Genomic DNA, 17,816 nt, shown 5'->3' on the forward strand with positions numbered 1-17,816 from the left:
AACGCTGTTTGTTAACACAGTTGTAATATGAGGTTAATCCCTTGAGTGACATGGCGAAAAACCTAATTCTCTGGTTAGTTATTGCAGTCGTACTGATGTCTGTATTCCAGAGCTTTGGACCCAGCGAATCGAATGGCCGTAGAGTGGATTACTCTACTTTCATGTCCGACGTAACCCAAGATCAGGTTCGTGAAGCACGTATCAATGGACGTGAAATTAACGTTAGTAAGAAAGATAACAGCAAATATACGACTTTCATTCCGGTCAACGATCCAAAGCTGTTAGATACCTTATTAACTAAAAATGTGAAAGTTGTTGGTGAGCCACCGGAAGAGCCGAGCTTGCTGGCCTCTATCTTTATTTCCTGGTTCCCAATGCTGTTGCTGATTGGGGTCTGGATCTTCTTTATGCGTCAAATGCAGGGCGGCGGTGGCAAAGGGGCAATGTCCTTTGGCAAGAGTAAAGCCCGAATGCTGACAGAAGATCAGATAAAAACTTCTTTTGCTGATGTGGCGGGTTGCGACGAAGCAAAAGAGGAAGTCAGTGAATTGGTTGAATACTTACGTGAGCCAAGCCGTTTCCAGAAACTGGGCGGTAAAATTCCGAAAGGCGTATTGATGGTTGGCCCTCCGGGGACAGGTAAAACCTTGCTGGCGAAAGCCATCGCAGGGGAAGCTAAAGTACCATTCTTCACCATTTCGGGTTCTGACTTCGTAGAAATGTTCGTTGGTGTGGGTGCATCCCGTGTCCGTGACATGTTTGAACAGGCTAAAAAAGCCGCGCCTTGTATCATCTTTATTGATGAAATTGATGCGGTAGGTCGTCAGCGTGGAGCAGGTTTGGGTGGCGGTCATGACGAACGTGAACAGACACTGAACCAAATGCTGGTTGAGATGGATGGCTTTGAAGGTAATGAAGGCATCATCGTCATCGCGGCAACTAACCGTCCAGATGTTCTTGACCCGGCGTTACTGCGTCCGGGCCGTTTCGACCGTCAGGTTGTAGTTGGTTTACCGGATGTACGTGGACGTGAACAGATTCTGAAAGTTCACATGCGCCGGGTGCCACTAGATATCGACATCGATGCTTCTGTTATCGCTCGTGGTACACCAGGTTTCTCTGGTGCTGACCTGGCGAACCTGGTCAACGAAGCTGCACTGTTTGCCGCTCGCGGTAACAAGCGCGTCGTTTCCATGGTTGAGTTCGAGAAAGCGAAAGATAAAATTATGATGGGTGCGGAACGTCGCTCCATGGTAATGACAGAAGCGCAGAAAGAATCAACGGCATATCATGAAGCTGGGCATGCGATCATTGGTCGTTTGGTGCCGGAGCATGATCCAGTACATAAAGTGACCATTATTCCTCGTGGTCGTGCATTGGGTGTGACATTCTTCCTGCCGGAAGGTGATGCAATCAGTGCCAGCCGTCAGAAACTGGAAAGCCAGATCTCGACCTTGTATGGTGGTCGTCTTGCTGAAGAAATCATTTATGGCCCGGAAAAAGTCTCTACCGGTGCATCGAATGATATTAAAGTGGCTACGTCTATTGCGCGTAACATGGTGACTCAATGGGGCTTCTCCGAGAAGCTGGGGCCGTTGCTGTATGCTGAAGAAGAAGGCGAAGTATTCCTTGGCCGTTCAGTGGCGAAAGCCAAGCATATGTCCGATGAAACCGCGCGTATTATCGATCAGGAAGTTAAATTACTTATTGAGCGTAACTACCAGCGTGCACGTAAATTGCTGTTAGAAAACATGGATGTCCTTCATTCCATGAAAGATGCGCTGATGAAGTATGAAACTATTGATGCACCGCAGATTGATGACTTGATGAATCGCAAAGAAGTTCGCCCGCCAGCGGGTTGGGATGATGCGAACAAGACTAAATCGTCTGATAACGATAGTACGCCAAAAGCGCCTACGCCGGTTGATGAACCACGTACACCAACGCCAGGTAATACGATGTCAGAACAGTTGGGCGATAAGTAAGTCTACTGTTGGCATCTATACTCTAAATAATTCGAGTTGCAGGAAGGCGGCAAGTGAATGAATCCCGATGAGTTGACGCCAGTCAATGATTCGGGTGAGAGAGAGCAGCTAACGTACATGCAGCTTGAAGTATACCGAGTATAAAGCGTTGTGATTAATATAAACCTCGGGCTTGCCCGGGGTTTTTCTTTTTCTACGATATAGAATCAAAGTGAACTGCCACTTTTAAGGCGCAAACACATGCATTTAACGGCCAGAGATCTGGTTTTGGATCTCACTCGCCCACAAGTAATGGGTATCTTGAATGTCACACCGGATTCATTTTCAGATGGTGGGTGTCATAATAATCTTGATAAAGCGCTACAACATGCTGAACTGATGTTATCAGCTGGTGCTACGTTGATTGATATTGGCGGAGAATCTACCCGTCCAGGTGCTGCCGAGGTCAGTGAGCAAGAAGAACTTGATCGGGTGGTTCCTGTAGTGGAAGCGCTGGCGAAACGTTTTGATGTTTGGTTATCTGTCGATACATCTAAAGCGGCAGTAATCACCGAGTCAGCTCGTGCTGGCGCTCATCTCATCAATGATATTCGTTCATTACAAGAGCCAGGTGCGCTTGAGGCGGCGGCTAAAACCGGGTTACCGGTGTGTCTTATGCATATGCAAGGGCAGCCACAGAGTATGCAGCAGTCCCCTCATTACGATGATCTGATGGCCGATGTAAATCAGTTTTTTAAGCACCATATTGATCGCTGTATTGCGGCTGGTATCGCAAAAAGTAAATTGTTACTCGACCCAGGCTTCGGTTTCGGTAAAAATCTGACACATAATTATCAACTACTGGCGCGCTTGGCCGAACTTCATCATTTTGAGTTGCCACTTTTGGTAGGAATGTCGCGAAAATCAATGGTCGGTCAGCTACTGAATGTTCCACCACAACAGCGAGTTATCGGTAGTGTGGCTTGTGCTGTTATTGCCGCCATGCAAGGTGCACAGATTGTCAGGGTGCATGATGTCAAAGAAACTGTCGAGGCGATGCGAGTCGTCGAGGCAACACTTTCAGCGAAGGGATAAACAAAAATTATGAGCGACCGTAAATACTTTGGTACAGATGGCATTCGCGGCAAAGTGGGTGACAGTCCGATTACGCCAGATTTTGTATTAAAGCTCGGCTGGGCCGCCGGAAAGGTTCTGGCTCGACATGGTTCTCGTAAAATTATTATTGGTAAAGATACGCGTATTTCTGGCTACATGTTGGAGTCAGCACTTGAAGCTGGCTTGGCTGCTGCTGGGTTATCTGCCTCATTTACCGGCCCTATGCCTACCCCTGCGGTCGCTTACCTGACGCGAACTTTCCGTGCAGAAGCCGGTATCGTTATTTCTGCCTCTCATAATCCTTTCTATGACAATGGTATCAAGTTCTTCTCAATTGATGGCACTAAATTGCCTGATGATGTGGAGGAAGCCATTGAAGCCGAGATGGAAAAACCACTCACTTGCGTAGAGTCTGCGGAACTGGGTAAAGCTAACCGTATTGTGGATGCTGCGGGCCGCTATATTGAATTTTGTAAAGGGACATTCCCGAGCGAGCTCAGTTTGAATGAGCTGAAAATTGTGGTCGATTGTGCCAATGGAGCGACTTATCACATTGCGCCAAGTGTATTACGTGAGCTAGGGGCAACCGTGATTACCATTGGCTGTGAGCCAGATGGTATGAACATTAACGAAAAATGCGGTGCTACAGATGTTCGTTTGCTGCAAGAGCGTGTTCTTGCAGAGAAGGCAGATGTTGGCCTGGCCTTTGATGGTGATGGTGACCGGCTGATGATGGTCGATCATTTAGGTAACAAGGTTGATGGTGACCAAATCCTCTACATTATTGCCCGTGAAGGTTTGCGTCAGGGTCAACTGAAAGGCGGTGCTGTCGGCACTTTGATGAGTAATATGGGGCTGCAATTAGCCTTGAAAGAGCTGGGTATCCCATTTGTTCGCGCCAAAGTAGGCGACCGCTACGTGTTGGAAGCTATGCAGGAAAAAGGCTGGCGTATTGGGGCTGAGAACTCCGGTCATGTGATCCTATTGGATAAAACCACCACCGGTGATGGTATCGTCGCTGGCCTGCAAGTGCTGACAGCAATGGTGCGTAACCATATGACCTTACATGATTTGTGCAGTGGTATGAAATTGTTACCACAAATCCTGGTGAATGTGCGTTTCTCCGGTGATCATAATCCGCTGAAATCAGAGAAAGTCGAAGAAGTTACCCGCCAGGTTGAAAAAGAACTGGGTGATCGAGGTCGTGTCCTGTTACGTAAATCAGGTACTGAGCCATTAATCCGGGTAATGGTTGAGGGCGATGACGCAGAATCAGTAATTGCAGAAATGGCTAATCGGATTGCTGATGCGGTAAAAGCAGCAGGTTAATAACTTTTTGACGGGGGAGGGCTCACACTCCCCCTGTAAATTACACTGAAGTTGAATAACTTGGCGTTTTTTTCTGCAAATGAACCCATGTAATGAAATTGCCCTTGCGTGTATTAGACGCTTTGGTTAGTATTCACACCCGCTTAAGTGGGTGAATAAGTCCCCGCTTGATGGGTGAGAAGCATTTAGCATGCGGTGAACCCGCAAGGATACAGGTACAACTATGTACGAAGCTCTTCTGGTTATTTTCTTGCTGATTTCGATTGGGCTGGTTGCTCTGATCATGTTACAGCAAGGCAAAGGCGCGGATATGGGAGCCTCATTCGGAGCAGGTGCTTCTGCAACTCTGTTCGGTTCGAATGGTTCCGGTAACTTTATGACCCGCATGACGGCTGTATTGGCGACGTTGTTTTTCGTCATTAGCTTGATTTTGGGCAATATGAGCACCAACCAGGGCAATAAAGGTAGCGAGTGGGAAAATCTGGGTCAACCAGCAAAAGCTGAGCAGACTGCAGCACCAGTAGCGCCGACTAAGCCGAGTAGTGATATCCCGCAGTAATGTTTCAAAAGTAGTCAGTAGTAAGAATGAGAAAGAAAGTTTTAAAATGGTTGTGAAGACTTAAACAGTAAAAACAACCAGTTAAATCAGTGCCGGGGTGGTGGAATTGGTAGACACGCTACCTTGAGGTGGTAGTGCCCGATTGGGCTTACGGGTTCAAGTCCCGTCCTCGGTACCAAATCAGACAGATAACTTGCTTTTTTGTCGTTATCAACGTAATATTTGCCACGTTTTCGGACGCGGGGTGGAGCAGCCTGGTAGCTCGTCGGGCTCATAACCCGAAGGTCGTCGGTTCAAATCCGGCCCCCGCAACCACTTTCCTAAAGTGTTTTTTTTCAAATGTTGTATTCGGTAGACCTCAGATACTTTCGATTTCAATTTGAAAAAAATACTTGTCAGAAAGTTGTACCGAAGCCGCTTTGCGGCAAACAGGGTCCAGTTGCATAAAGCCCCGAATTTCGGGGTTTTTTGTTATTTGACAGCAGAATCACTGGGCTATTAGGCCCTTTTTTTATGTCTTGGGGGTGGGCTTGTCCACATTAGAACAAAAGTTAACAGAGATAATTTCAGCACCGGTTGAGGCTTTAGGCTATGAATTAGTCGGCATTGAGTTCATCCGGGGGCGCCAATCGACGCTACGAATCTATATTGATAGTGACGACGGAATCACTGTTGATGCTTGTGCTGATGTCAGCCACCAGGTCAGCGCTGTATTGGACGTAGAAGACCCCATTACGGTAGCTTACAACTTAGAGGTTTCCTCTCCGGGCCTTGATCGCCCAATGTTCACTGCTGAACACTATACTCGTTACCTTGGTGAAGAAGTCACTCTGGTTTTGCGTATGGCAATGCAGAACCGCCGTAAATGGCAGGGCATTATCAAAGCCGTTGATGGTGAAATGATCACGGTTACTGTGGATGGAAAAGATGAAGTGTTCGCGCTGAGCAACATCCAGAAAGCGAACCTGGTACCCCACTTTTAAAGTTTGGATGAGGCAACTAGGATGAACAAAGAGATTCTGGCTGTTGTAGAAGCAGTTTCCAATGAGAAATCCCTTCCGCGCGAGAAGATTTTTGAGGCGTTGGAAACCGCTTTAGCGACAGCGACCAAGAAAAAATACGAACAAGAAATTGAAGTTCGCGTCAGCATTGACCGTAAAACCGGTGATTTCGACACCTTCCGTCGTTGGGTTGCCGTTGACGAAGTCACGATGCCAACCCGCGAAATTACGTTAGAAGCCGCTCAATACGAAGATCCTTCGCTCCAGTTGGGCGACTATGTTGAAGATCAGATTGAATCTGTCACTTTTGACCGCATTACAACCCAAACCGCCAAGCAAGTTATCGTACAAAAAGTACGTGAAGCTGAACGTGCTATGGTTGTTGAACAATTCCGCCAGTATTTAGGTGAGATTGTGACCGGTACGGTTAAGAAAGTTAACCGTGACAGTATTGCACTGGATCTGGGTAATAATGCCGAAGCGGTTATTAATCGTGAAGACATGTTACCGCGTGAAAACTTCCGCCCAGGCGACCGTATCCGTGGTGTTTTGTACGATGTTCGTCCAGAAGCTCGCGGTGCTCAGCTGTTTGTCAGCCGTTCACGTCCTGAAATGCTGATCGAATTGTTCCGCATTGAAGTGCCAGAAATTGGCGAAGAATTGATCGAAATTAAAGCTGCGGCCCGTGATCCTGGTTCGCGTGCTAAAATTGCGGTCAAAACCAACGACAAACGTATCGATCCGGTCGGTGCTTGTGTTGGTATGCGTGGTGCCCGTGTTCAAGCTGTTTCCAGCGAGCTTGGCGGCGAGCGCATTGATATTGTATTGTGGGATGATAATCCAGCCCAGTTTGTTATTAATGCCATGGCGCCAGCTGATGTTGCGTCAATTGTGGTTGATGAAGACAAGCACACGATGGATGTTGCCGTTGAAGCCAGTAACCTGGCGCAGGCAATTGGCCGTAATGGCCAGAACGTACGTTTAGCCGCACAGCTGAGTGGCTGGGAACTGAACGTAATGACGGCGGACGATCTTCAGGCGAAGCATCAGGCCGAGGCTCATGCCGCTATTGATACCTTCACCAAATATCTTGATATCGATGAGGACTTTGCCACCGTTTTGGTAGAGGAAGGTTTCTCTTCTCTGGAAGAATTGGCTTACGTGCCAATGAAAGAACTTCTGGAAATCGATGGTCTTGACGAAGATACGGTTGAAGCGCTGCGTGACCGCGCCAAAGCTGCATTGACCACGCTGGCCCTGGCACAAGAAGAAAGTCTTGGCGACCAAAAACCCGCTGATGACCTGCTGAATCTGGCCGGTCTGGAACGTAGCATGGCATTTAAATTGGCTGCGCGCGGTGTGTGTACGCTGGAAGATCTTGCCGAGCAGGGTATCGACGATCTGGCAGATATTGAAGGGCTTAGCGATGAGCAAGCCGGCGAGCTGATTATGGCCGCACGTAATATCTGTTGGTTTGGCGATAACGCGTAATAAACTGTAGCAGGAAGGAACAGCATGACAGATGTAACCGTAAAATCGCTGGCAGATGAGATTCAGACTCCAGTTGATCGCCTGGTACAGCAATTTGCTGATGCAGGGATCAAGAAGTCTGAAGTAGACTCAGTTACCCAGCAAGAAAAAGAAACATTGCTGGCACACTTAAACCGTGAACACGGTAGTGCGCCTAATAAACTCACGCTGCAACGCAAAACGCGTAGCACCTTGAATATTCCGAGCACCGGCGGAAAAAGTAAATCGGTGCAAATCGAGGTCCGCAAGAAACGCACTTATGTAAATACGCCGGAAGCTGAACAAGCGAAAGCGGAAGAGCAGGCACAGCGTGAAGCGGAAGAGCAGGCACAACGTGAAGCGGAAGCAGCAGCGCAGAAAATCGCTGAAGAAAAAGCTAAACGAGCGGCCGAAGAACAAGCCAAACGTGAGGCCGCTGAAAAAGCTAAGCGCCAAGCAGCGGAAAAAGAAAAAGTGACGAATCAACAAACCGACGAAAAAACCAAGCCAGCTCAGACTGATAAAGCACGCCGTGAAGCTGAAGCTGCCGAGCTGAAACGCTCAGTAGAAGAAGAAACACGCCGTAAGGTCGAGGAAGACGCGAAACGCGTTGCTGAGGAAGCCCGTAAAATGGCAGCCGAAAATGAAGGTAAATGGCCAGAGCCAGTAACTGAACAGACTGAATCTGCCGATTATCATGTAACTACCTCACAACATGCGCGCGCCGCGGAAGACGAAAACGACGCCAAAGTTGAAGGTGATCGCCGCAGCCGCACTCGTGGTGGGAAAGCGACTAAACAGAAGAAAGGCAATAAACTCTCTGAGTCTAAAGCTGATCGCGAAGAGGCACGTGCTGTTGGCCGTAAAGGCAAACGTAAACCAAGCACATTGCAACAGAGCTTCAATAAGCCTGTTGTCGCTGTTAACCGTGATGTAGTGATCGGTGAAACGGTGACTGTTGCTGAACTGGCCAACAAAATGGCAGTTAAAGGCTCTCAGGTCATCAAAGCTATGATGAAACTGGGTGCAATGGCAACGATCAACCAGGTTATCGATCAGGAAACAGCACAGCTGGTTGCTGAAGAGATGGGCCACAAAGTTATCCTGCGTCGTGAAAACGAGCTGGAAGAAGCGCTGATGAGCGACCGTGATACTGGCGCTGAAGCCGCAGCCGAGCACCGCGCTCCGGTTGTGACCATCATGGGCCACGTTGACCACGGTAAAACTTCTCTGCTGGATTACATCCGCTCCACGAAAGTGGCATCAGGTGAAGCTGGCGGTATTACTCAGCACATCGGTGCTTATCACGTTGAAACTGAAAACGGTATGATCACCTTCCTGGATACTCCAGGACACGCCGCATTTACTTCAATGCGTGCCCGTGGTGCTCAAGCGACTGATATCGTGGTGTTGGTTGTTGCAGCCGACGATGGCGTGATGCCGCAGACAATCGAAGCTATTCAGCATGCCAAAGCGGCGAACGTGCCGGTTGTGGTTGCAGTGAACAAAATCGATAAACCAGAAGCTGATCCAGACCGCGTTAAAACCGAGCTGTCTCAGTACGGCATCCAGCCAGAAGAGTGGGGCGGTGAGTCTCAGTTCATCAACGTATCTGCGAAAGCCGGTATTGGTATCGATGAATTGCTGAACGCAATCCTACTGCAAGCTGAAGTATTGGAGCTGAAAGCAGTTCGTACTGGCATGGCAAGCGGTGTTGTTATCGAATCCTTCCTGGATAAAGGCCGTGGCCCTGTAGCTACCGTGCTGGTTCAACAAGGTACGTTGAACAAAGGTGATATCGTACTGTGTGGCTTTGAGTATGGCCGTGTGCGTGCGATGCGTGACGAGCTAGGCCGTGATATCACGTCTGCTGGTCCGTCGATCCCGGTTGAGATCTTGGGTCTGTCCAGTGTTCCTGCTGCCGGTGACGAAGTTACTGTTGTTCGTGACGAGAAAAAAGCCCGTGAAGTTGCACTGTATCGTCAGGGCAAATTCCGTGAAGTTAAGCTGGCTCGTCAGCAGAAATCTAAACTGGAAAACATGTTTGCTAACATGACCGAAGGTGAAGTTTCTGAACTGAATATCGTAATCAAATCTGACGTACAGGGTTCTTGTGAAGCTATCTGTGATTCACTGGAAAAACTGTCTACCGATGAAGTGAAAGTACGCATTGTTGGCTCAGGCGTTGGTGGTATCACCGAAACTGATGCAACATTGGCGGCCGCTTCTGGCGCAATCATCCTTGGCTTCAACGTTCGTGCTGATGCTTCAGCGCGCCGTGTTGTTGAAACCGAAGGCCTGGATCTGCGTTACTACTCAGTTATTTATAGCCTGATTGACGAAGTTAAGCAGGCAATGAGTGGTATGTTGGCACCTGAGTACAAACAGCAGATTATCGGCTTGGCTGAAGTTCGTGACGTATTTAAATCACCGAAATTTGGCGCGATTGCTGGTTGTATGGTTACTGAAGGTGTGATTAAGCGTAATAATCCAATCCGCGTTCTGCGCGACAACGTGGTTATCTATGAAGGCGAGCTGGAATCTCTGCGCCGCTTCAAAGATGACGTTAACGAAGTCCGTAATGGTATGGAATGTGGTATCGGCGTTAAGAACTACAACGACGTCCGTACTGGCGATGTGATCGAAGTCTTCGAAATTATCGAAATTAAACGTACCATCGCTTAACCACCTCTGATTTGCTTATATCCATTTGGGGGGCCTTGGCCCCCCAAATTGTCTGGAGAATCCCAAATGGCAAAAGAATTCAGCCGTTCTCAGCGTGTTTCACAGGAAATGCAGAAAGAGATCGCACTCATCTTACAGCGCGAAATCAAAGACCCTCGTGTTGGCATGGCAACTGTGTCAGGCATCGAACTGTCTCGTGATTTGGCTTACGCTAAAGTCTTTGTGACCTTCCTGAATGTGTTAACTGACAATGCTGATCCGGATACAGTAAAGAATGGCATTAAAGCGCTGCAAGATGCTTCCGGTTATATCCGCACTCTGCTGGGTAAAGCGATGCGTTTGCGTATCGTGCCAGAACTGACCTTCGCTTATGACAACTCTCTGATTGAAGGGATGCGGATGTCTAACCTGGTGACTAATGTCATCAAAAATGATGTAGAACGTCAGGTTAATCCAGGAAGCGACGAGGAGAAGTAATGGGTCGTCCACGTCGTCGCGGCCGTGACATTAACGGCGTTCTGTTATTGGATAAGCCGCTGGGCCTCTCCTCTAATGATGTTTTGCAGAAAGTAAAACGTCTCTTTAGCGCAAACCGCGCAGGCCATACCGGTGCACTCGATCCATTGGCGACCGGTATGTTACCTATCTGTTTGGGTGAAGCGACCAAGTTTTCCCAATTTTTGCTCGATTCAGATAAGCGCTATCGAGTGGTTGCTCGTTTAGGTCAACGCACAGATACCTCTGATGCCGAAGGCGCATTAATCAGTGAGCGTGAAGTTAATGTCACGCAGGCACAGATGGATGCCGCGTTGGACAGTTTCCGTGGTAGCAGCCAGCAGGTGCCATCCATGTATTCTGCGCTGAAGCATCAAGGCAAACCGCTGTATGAATATGCCCGCCAGGGGATTGAAGTAGAGCGTGAAGCGCGCAGTATTACTGTGTACGAACTGCTGTTTATCCGCTGGGAAGGTAATGATCTGGAACTGGAAATCCACTGTTCCAAAGGCACCTATATTCGTACCATTATTGATGATTTAGGTGAATTACTGGGTTGCGGCGCACATGTGAGTTATCTGCGTCGGTTGCAAGTTGCGACTTATCCAAGTGACCGCATGGTGACATTGGAACAGTTGACGGCAATCGTTGAAACAGCGCAAGCAGAAGAGCGGTCGCCAAACGCTGAACTGGATGCGTTGCTATTACCGATGGATAGTGCGGTATTAAACTTCCCTGAAGTCAATCTGTTACCTGCTGTTGCGGCCTATGTGAAACAAGGGCAACCAGTACATGTAGCGGGAGCTCCTGGTGAAGGGATGGTTCGTATCACTGAAGGTGAAGAGCGCAATTTCATTGGTATCGGCACGATTGCTGAAGATGGTCGTGTGGCTCCGAAACGCTTGGTTGTAGAACATGTGGATGGTGCAAACCCTGTTGTAGCAGGTGTAGCGGCAGGAAACACACCGTAGGCCATACCCTATATAATTCGGGTTGCAGGAAGGCGGCAAGCGAGAGAGTCCCGATGAGTTGACATCAGTCAATGATTCGGGTGAAAGAGAGTAGCCAACGCGCATGCAGCTTGAAGTATGACGGGTACAGAAGGCCTTCCTTGCGATCCCGCAGTTCAAAGAGTAGAATAGTGCGGCTTACATATTGGGTTGCTGAATTAGAGATCGGCGCCTGTCTTAATTTATCTATATATTTGGAGTTGTATCATGTCTCTAAGTGTTGAAGCGAAAGCTAAAATTGTTGCTGACTTCGGTCGCGATGCTAATGACACCGGTTCAAGCGAAGTTCAGGTTGCTCTGTTGACTGCTCAAATTAACCATTTGCAAGGTCACTTCTCCGAGCACAAAAAAGATCACCACAGTCGTCGTGGTCTGCTGCGTATGGTATCCACGCGTCGTAAGCTGCTGGACTACCTGAAGCGTAAAGATGTAGCGAGTTACGTTTCCCTGATCGAGCGTCTGGGTCTGCGTCGCTAAGTCTGCGAGTTTCGGGAGAAAGGGGCCAAATTGGCCCCTTTTTTCTAAGAAGCAATGATAAAATACGTTAGTATATTGTTGTTGTTCTATATTTTTAAAACATAGGATCTTCCGGTGCAGAGGTTCGCGCGGCTAATGAGAGACTTTAACTCATGAGAGTTAAGGATTGTCATTAGTCGCGAGGATGCAGTGTGAAGGTATGAGTAACAGGTGGATGAGATCGTCAATACGATCCGGCACCGCATAGTATAAGGATACTATTTTGCTGACTCCGATTATTCGTAAATTCCAGTACGGCCAACATACCGTTACTATTGAAACTGGCATGATGGCTCGCCAGGCGACTGCTGCCGTTATGGTCAGCATGGATGACACCGCAGTATTCGTTACTGTTGTTGGCCAAAAGAAAGCTAAACCAGGCCAGAGCTTCTTCCCTCTGACTGTTAACTATCAGGAGCGTACCTACGCTGCTGGTCGTATCCCAGGCAGCTTCTTCCGTCGTGAAGGCCGCCCAAGTGAAGGCGAAACACTGACTTCACGTCTGATTGACCGCCCGATTCGCCCACTGTTCCCAGACAGCTTCCTGAATGAAGTTCAGGTTATTGCGACTGTTGTTTCTGTTAACCCACAAATTAACCCAGACATCGTGGCACTGATTGGCGCATCAGCTGCGCTGAGCCTGTCAGGTATTCCATTCAACGGCCCAATCGGTGCTGCTCGTGTTGGTTTTATCAACGACCAGTATGTGCTGAACCCAACCACCGATGAGCTGAAAGAAAGCCGTCTGGACTTGGTTGTTGCCGGTACTGCGGGTGCAGTATTGATGGTTGAATCAGAAGCAGACATCTTGTCTGAAGATCAAATGTTGGGCGCGGTTGTCTTCGGCCACGAACAACAGCAAGTTGTGATTGAAAATATCAACGCTCTGGTTGCTGAAGCGGGCAAACCGAAGTGGGATTGGCATGCTGAGCCAGTAAACGAAGCGCTGCATGCGCGCGTTGCTGAGCTGGCTGCTGCACGTCTGGGTGATGCTTATCGCATTACCGAGAAACAAGAGCGTTATACTCAAGTTGATGCTATCAAAGCTGATGTGACTGAAGCACTGCTAGCGCAAGACGATACATTAGATGCTGCTGAAATTCAGGATATCCTGGGTAGCGTTGAGAAAGACGTAGTTCGTAGCCGTGTATTGCGTGGCGAACCGCGTATCGATGGTCGCGAAAAAGACATGATCCGTGGTCTGGATGTGCGTACTGGTGTATTGCCGCGTACCCACGGTTCTGCGTTGTTCACCCGTGGTGAAACTCAGGCGCTGGTTACAGCAACACTGGGTACTGCACGTGACGCACAAAATATTGATGAGCTGATGGGTGAGCGTACTGACTCATTCCTGCTACACTATAATTTCCCTCCATATTCTGTTGGTGAAACAGGTATGGTTGGTTCACCGAAACGTCGTGAGATTGGCCATGGTCGTCTGGCGAAACGTGGTGTGTTGGCAGTGATGCCAAGCCCGAGCGAGTTCCCTTACACTGTACGTGTGGTTTCTGAAATCACCGAGTCTAACGGTTCTTCCTCAATGGCTTCTGTTTGTGGTGCTTCTCTGGCCCTGATGGACGCAGGTGTGCCGATTAAAGCCGCTGTTGCTGGTATCGCAATGGGTCTGGTTAAAGAAGATGAAAACTTTGTTGTTCTGTCTGACATTCTGGGTGACGAAGATCACTTGGGCGACATGGACTTTAAAGTAGCCGGTAGCCGTGACGGTATCACCGCACTGCAAATGGACATTAAAATTGAAGGTATCACCCGCGAAATCATGCAGGTAGCTCTGAACCAGGCTAAGGGTGCGCGTCTGCACATTCTGGGGGTTATGGAACAGGCTATCAGCACACCGCGTGGCGATATCTCTGAGTTTGCTCCACGTATCTACACCATGAAAATCAATCCTGAGAAAATCAAGGATGTGATCGGTAAAGGCGGTTCTGTGATTCGTGCGCTGACTGATGAAACTGGCACCACCATTGAAATCGAAGATGATGGCACCATTAAGATTGCAGCAACTGACGGCGACAAAGCGAAACATGCTATCCGTCGTATCGAAGAGATTACTGCTGAAATCGAAGTGAACCGTATCTATGCGGGTAAAGTGACTCGTATCGTTGATTTCGGTGCATTTGTTGCCATCGGCGGTGGTAAAGAAGGCTTGGTACATATTTCTCAAATCGCTGACAAGCGTGTTGATAAAGTGACTGATTACCTGCAGATGGGTCAGGAAGTACCGGTTAAAGTTATCGAAGTTGATCGTCAGGGTCGTATCCGCCTGAGTATGAAAGAAGCGACTACTCCTGATGCAGAAGCACCGGCACCAGAAGCAGCAGAGTAATTAGTATTCCACAGCTCCTTACTCATGAGTGAGGAGCTGTGTTATCTCGAGGGCAGGATGCTCTTGTGTTAAACAAATGGATGAAAGGATATTTATCCAATGTTTGTCTTCGGGAGTAGGAAATGAAGCCTTTCTTGCGCTGGTGTTACGTTGTGACAGCACTCATGCTGGCAGGATGCAGCAACCATGATTGGCGTAAAGACGAGGTATTGGCAATCCCGTTGCAACCTACGTTGCAGCAGGAAGTGATTCTGGCGCGCATGGAACAAATCCTTGCAAGTCGGGCACTTACGGATGATGAGCGCGCGCAGCTTTTATATGAGCGCGGAGTGCTGTATGATAGCCTTGGGCTACGGGCACTAGCGCGAAATGATTTTTCGCAAGCGTTAGCTATTCGTCCTGATATGCCAGAAGTTTTTAACTATCTGGGCATTTATTTAACGCAGGCAGGCAATTTTGATGCTGCCTATGAAGCGTTTGATTCTGTACTAGAGCTTGATCCAACTTACAATTACGCGCGTTTAAACCGGGGTATCGCTCTGTATTATGGCGGTCGACTCCCGTTGGCGCAGGATGATCTGCAGGCGTTTTATCAAGACGATCCAAATGATCCCTTCCGTTCGTTGTGGCTGTATCTGGTGGAAAGAGAAATCGATCCCAAGACAGCGGCAGTAGCGTTACAACAGCGCTATGAAAAATCGGACAGAGGGCAATGGGGATGGAATATTGTCGAATTCTACCTGGGCACGATCAGCGAAAAAACGCTGATGGAAAGGCTCAAGGCAGATGCAACGGATAACACTTCGCTCGCTGAGCATCTCAGTGAAACTGACTTCTATTTAGGTAAACATTACCTAAGTCTGGGGGACAAGGACACCGCTTCGGCGCTGTTCAAACTGACGGTAGCTAACAACGTTCATAACTTTGTTGAGCACCGCTATGCATTGTTGGAATTGGCGCTTTTGGGCCAAGAACAAGACGACCTATCGGAATCGGACCAGCAATAGCTGACGAGCAACAATCAGCCTGATATACCTTGGTTTTTACCAACGTTAATCACCCTAACAGGTGATGGCATTTTTGTTCGTTTTATAATCTAATTTGAGCCGGTTCACACTTTTCAATGAAAATGACTGAAAATTTTCTCGACGAGTTATGTAGACTGGCTGCCATTATTAATGAGGCACGTGTACATGACTACTGAGCTTGAAACCTCTTTTGCTGATCTGGGGCTGTCCGCTCCAATTCTTTCTGCTCTGACTGATCTTGGTTATGAAAAACCATCTCCTATCCAGTTGGAATGTATTCCACACCTGTTGAACGGCCGTGATGTTCTCGGCATGGCGCAAACCGGTAGTGGCAAAACAGCCGCATTTGGTCTGCCGCTGTTACACAACATTGATCCAAGCCTGAAAGCACCACAAGTGTTAGTACTGGCTCCAACTCGTGAGTTGGCTATTCAAGTTGCTGAAGCATTATCTAGCTTCTCTAAACATATGAACGGCGTTAACGTGGTAGCTCTGTATGGCGGCCAGCGCTATGACGTTCAATTACGCGCTTTGCGCCAGGGGCCACAAGTTGTTGTTGGTACCCCAGGTCGTCTGTTAGACCATCTGAAACGCGGTACTCTTAACCTGTCCAACCTGAGCGGTTTAGTGTTGGATGAAGCAGATGAAATGCTGCGTATGGGCTTTATCGAAGACGTTGAAAATATTCTGGCGCAGATCCCGGCTGAACATCAGACCGCGCTGTTCTCTGCGACTATGCCAGAAGCGATTCGTCGTATTACCCGTCGCTTTATGAAAGAGCCACAGGAAGTTCGCATTCAGTCTAGTATGACGACCCGCCCTGATATCAGTCAGAGCTATTGGGTTGTGGACGGTGTTCGTAAAAACGATGCGTTGGTTCGTTTCCTGGAAGCTGAAGATTTTGATGCTGCGATCATTTTCGTTCGTACCAAAAACGCCACACTGGAAGTAGCAGAAGCCCTGGAACGTAGCGGTTATAACAGTGCTGCATTGAATGGTGACATGAACCAGGCCGTGCGTGAGCAGACTCTGGAACGCCTGAAAAATGGTCGTTTAGATATTTTGATTGCAACTGATGTTGCAGCACGTGGTCTGGACGTTGATCGTATCAGCTTGGTTGTAAACTATGATATCCCTATGGATTCAGAGTCTTACGTCCACCGTATTGGTCGTACTGGCCGTGCGGGCCGTGCTGGTCGTGCATTACTGTTCGTTGATAGACGTGAACGTCGTCTGCTGCAGAACATTGAACGCACTATGAAACTGACTATCCCGGCAGTCCAATTGCCAAACGCCGAATTGTTGGGCGAACGTCGCTTAGCCAAATTTGCGGCTAAAGTTAGCCAACAATTGGAAAGCAGTGATTTGGACATGTACCGTGCGTTGCTGGCTAAGCTGCAACCAGAAGAAGGGTTTGATATTGAAACTCTGGCTGCTGCACTGCTGAAAATGGCACAGGGCGAACGTCCTCTGATCTTGCCTCCAGAAGCGCCGCGTCGTCCACAGCGTGAATTCAATACTCGTGATGACCGTGGTAGCGATCGTGGCCGTGACCGTAATGACAGCCGTCGTGAACCTCGTTCTGACAGCCGTGATGGTGGTGAGCGTCCAGCACGTCGCGAACGTCGTGATGTTGGTGAGATGGAACTGTACCGCATTGAAGTTGGCCGCGATGATGGTGTTGAAGTTCGTCATATCGTTGGCGCTATTGCTAACGAAGGTGATATCAGCAGCCGTTATATCGGTAACATCAAGCTGTTTGCTTCGCATTCAACTATCGAATTGCCAAAAGGCATGCCGGGCGAAATGTTGTCTCACTTCACCCGTACTCGTATCCTGAATAAGCCGCTGAACATGCAGCTGTTGGGTGATGCACAGCCGCATGAGCGCCGTGAGCGTCCAGCTGGCGGTAACGGTGGTGAGCGTCGTGGCGGTGGCCGTTCATTTGGTGGCGAACGTCGTGACGGTGCCGCTGGTGCTCCTCCTCGCCGTTCATTCGGTAGTGACCGTGCTCCAGCCGGTGCTGGTGAACAGCGTCGTGGCAATCGTGATGGTCAGCGTTCAGCTGCTCCACGTCGCGATGATGCCGCAGCGCCTGCCGCACCCGCTCGTCGTCGTTTCGGTGACGCATAAGCCTTAGTCATCTTCGATGATTAAACGTAAAAACCAGCCTCAGGGCTGGTTTTTTTATAGGTATCGAACGAGTTTGTTTTGCCAGGTGGAAAAATATTTGAGAGGGATTGGCCCAATGAGGTGGGAA

At 48.7% G+C, this 17,816-nt stretch carries 14 protein-coding genes and 2 tRNA genes; all 16 read left to right on the plus strand.

The features are described from left to right. Positions 1 to 50 precede the first annotated feature (50 nt). On the plus strand, positions 51 to 1,985 hold the full coding sequence (gene ftsH, locus FTB31_RS00605) for an ATP-dependent zinc metalloprotease FtsH (RefSeq protein WP_077174312.1): 1,935 nt from the start codon (positions 51 to 53) through the stop codon (positions 1,983 to 1,985). Positions 1,986 to 2,225: 240 nt separating this feature from the next. Beyond that, on the plus strand, positions 2,226 to 3,059 hold the full coding sequence (gene folP, locus FTB31_RS00610; protein ID WP_050075679.1) for a dihydropteroate synthase: 834 nt from the start codon (positions 2,226 to 2,228) through the stop codon (positions 3,057 to 3,059). Between the two features lie 9 nt (positions 3,060 to 3,068). Continuing rightward, entirely contained in the window at positions 3,069 to 4,409 is a 1,341-nt protein-coding gene (gene glmM, locus FTB31_RS00615) for a phosphoglucosamine mutase (RefSeq protein ID WP_005156280.1), read from the plus strand. Positions 4,410 to 4,632: 223 nt separating this feature from the next. Then, positions 4,633 to 4,968: a preprotein translocase subunit SecG gene (secG, locus tag FTB31_RS00620; RefSeq protein WP_077174311.1), complete on the plus strand. Its 336-nt coding sequence runs from the start codon at positions 4,633 to 4,635 to the stop codon at positions 4,966 to 4,968. A 91-nt stretch (positions 4,969 to 5,059) separates the two neighbouring features. After that, positions 5,060 to 5,146 (plus strand) — tRNA-Leu (locus FTB31_RS00625). A 60-nt stretch (positions 5,147 to 5,206) separates the two neighbouring features. Continuing rightward, positions 5,207 to 5,283 (plus strand) — tRNA-Met (locus FTB31_RS00630). A gap of 215 nt (positions 5,284 to 5,498) precedes the next feature. Continuing rightward, a complete protein-coding gene (gene rimP / locus FTB31_RS00635; protein ID WP_002222054.1) occupies positions 5,499 to 5,951 on the plus strand; it encodes a ribosome maturation factor RimP in 453 nt (150 codons plus the stop codon). A gap of 21 nt (positions 5,952 to 5,972) precedes the next feature. Continuing rightward, complete coding sequence (gene nusA, locus FTB31_RS00640) at positions 5,973 to 7,460, plus strand: transcription termination factor NusA (protein ID WP_005156278.1); 1,488 nt, start codon at positions 5,973 to 5,975, stop codon at positions 7,458 to 7,460. Between the two features lie 24 nt (positions 7,461 to 7,484). Next, positions 7,485 to 10,163, plus strand: a complete 2,679-nt coding sequence (infB, locus tag FTB31_RS00645; protein ID WP_050075681.1) for a translation initiation factor IF-2 — start codon at positions 7,485 to 7,487, stop codon at positions 10,161 to 10,163. A 66-nt stretch (positions 10,164 to 10,229) separates the two neighbouring features. Further along, positions 10,230 to 10,640, plus strand: a complete 411-nt coding sequence (rbfA, locus tag FTB31_RS00650; protein ID WP_005175393.1) for a 30S ribosome-binding factor RbfA — start codon at positions 10,230 to 10,232, stop codon at positions 10,638 to 10,640. Then, positions 10,640 to 11,629 (plus strand): tRNA pseudouridine(55) synthase TruB, encoded by a 990-nt coding sequence (truB, locus tag FTB31_RS00655; RefSeq protein WP_005175391.1) that lies wholly within the window; start codon positions 10,640 to 10,642, stop codon positions 11,627 to 11,629. The genes rbfA and truB overlap by 1 nt, the downstream gene beginning before the upstream one ends. Before the next feature lie 246 nt (positions 11,630 to 11,875). Beyond that, positions 11,876 to 12,145, plus strand: a complete 270-nt coding sequence (gene rpsO / locus FTB31_RS00660; RefSeq protein WP_005156269.1) for a 30S ribosomal protein S15 — start codon at positions 11,876 to 11,878, stop codon at positions 12,143 to 12,145. A 262-nt stretch (positions 12,146 to 12,407) separates the two neighbouring features. Then, on the plus strand, positions 12,408 to 14,528 hold the full coding sequence (gene pnp / locus FTB31_RS00665) for a polyribonucleotide nucleotidyltransferase (RefSeq protein WP_005156266.1): 2,121 nt from the start codon (positions 12,408 to 12,410) through the stop codon (positions 14,526 to 14,528). A gap of 122 nt (positions 14,529 to 14,650) precedes the next feature. Next, positions 14,651 to 15,535: a lipoprotein NlpI gene (gene nlpI / locus FTB31_RS00670; RefSeq protein ID WP_005156264.1), complete on the plus strand. Its 885-nt coding sequence runs from the start codon at positions 14,651 to 14,653 to the stop codon at positions 15,533 to 15,535. 122 nt (positions 15,536 to 15,657) lie between these two features. Continuing rightward, on the plus strand, positions 15,658 to 15,732 hold the full coding sequence (yrbN, locus tag FTB31_RS21545; RefSeq protein WP_223499600.1) for a protein YrbN: 75 nt from the start codon (positions 15,658 to 15,660) through the stop codon (positions 15,730 to 15,732). Further along, on the plus strand, positions 15,722 to 17,689 hold the full coding sequence (locus tag FTB31_RS00680; protein WP_050075683.1) for a DEAD/DEAH family ATP-dependent RNA helicase: 1,968 nt from the start codon (positions 15,722 to 15,724) through the stop codon (positions 17,687 to 17,689). The genes yrbN and FTB31_RS00680 overlap by 11 nt, the downstream gene beginning before the upstream one ends. Positions 17,690 to 17,816 lie beyond the last annotated feature (127 nt).

It is taken from the genome of Yersinia proxima (assembly GCF_902170785.1).
In the GTDB taxonomy this organism is placed as follows: domain Bacteria; phylum Pseudomonadota; class Gammaproteobacteria; order Enterobacterales; family Enterobacteriaceae; genus Yersinia; species Yersinia proxima.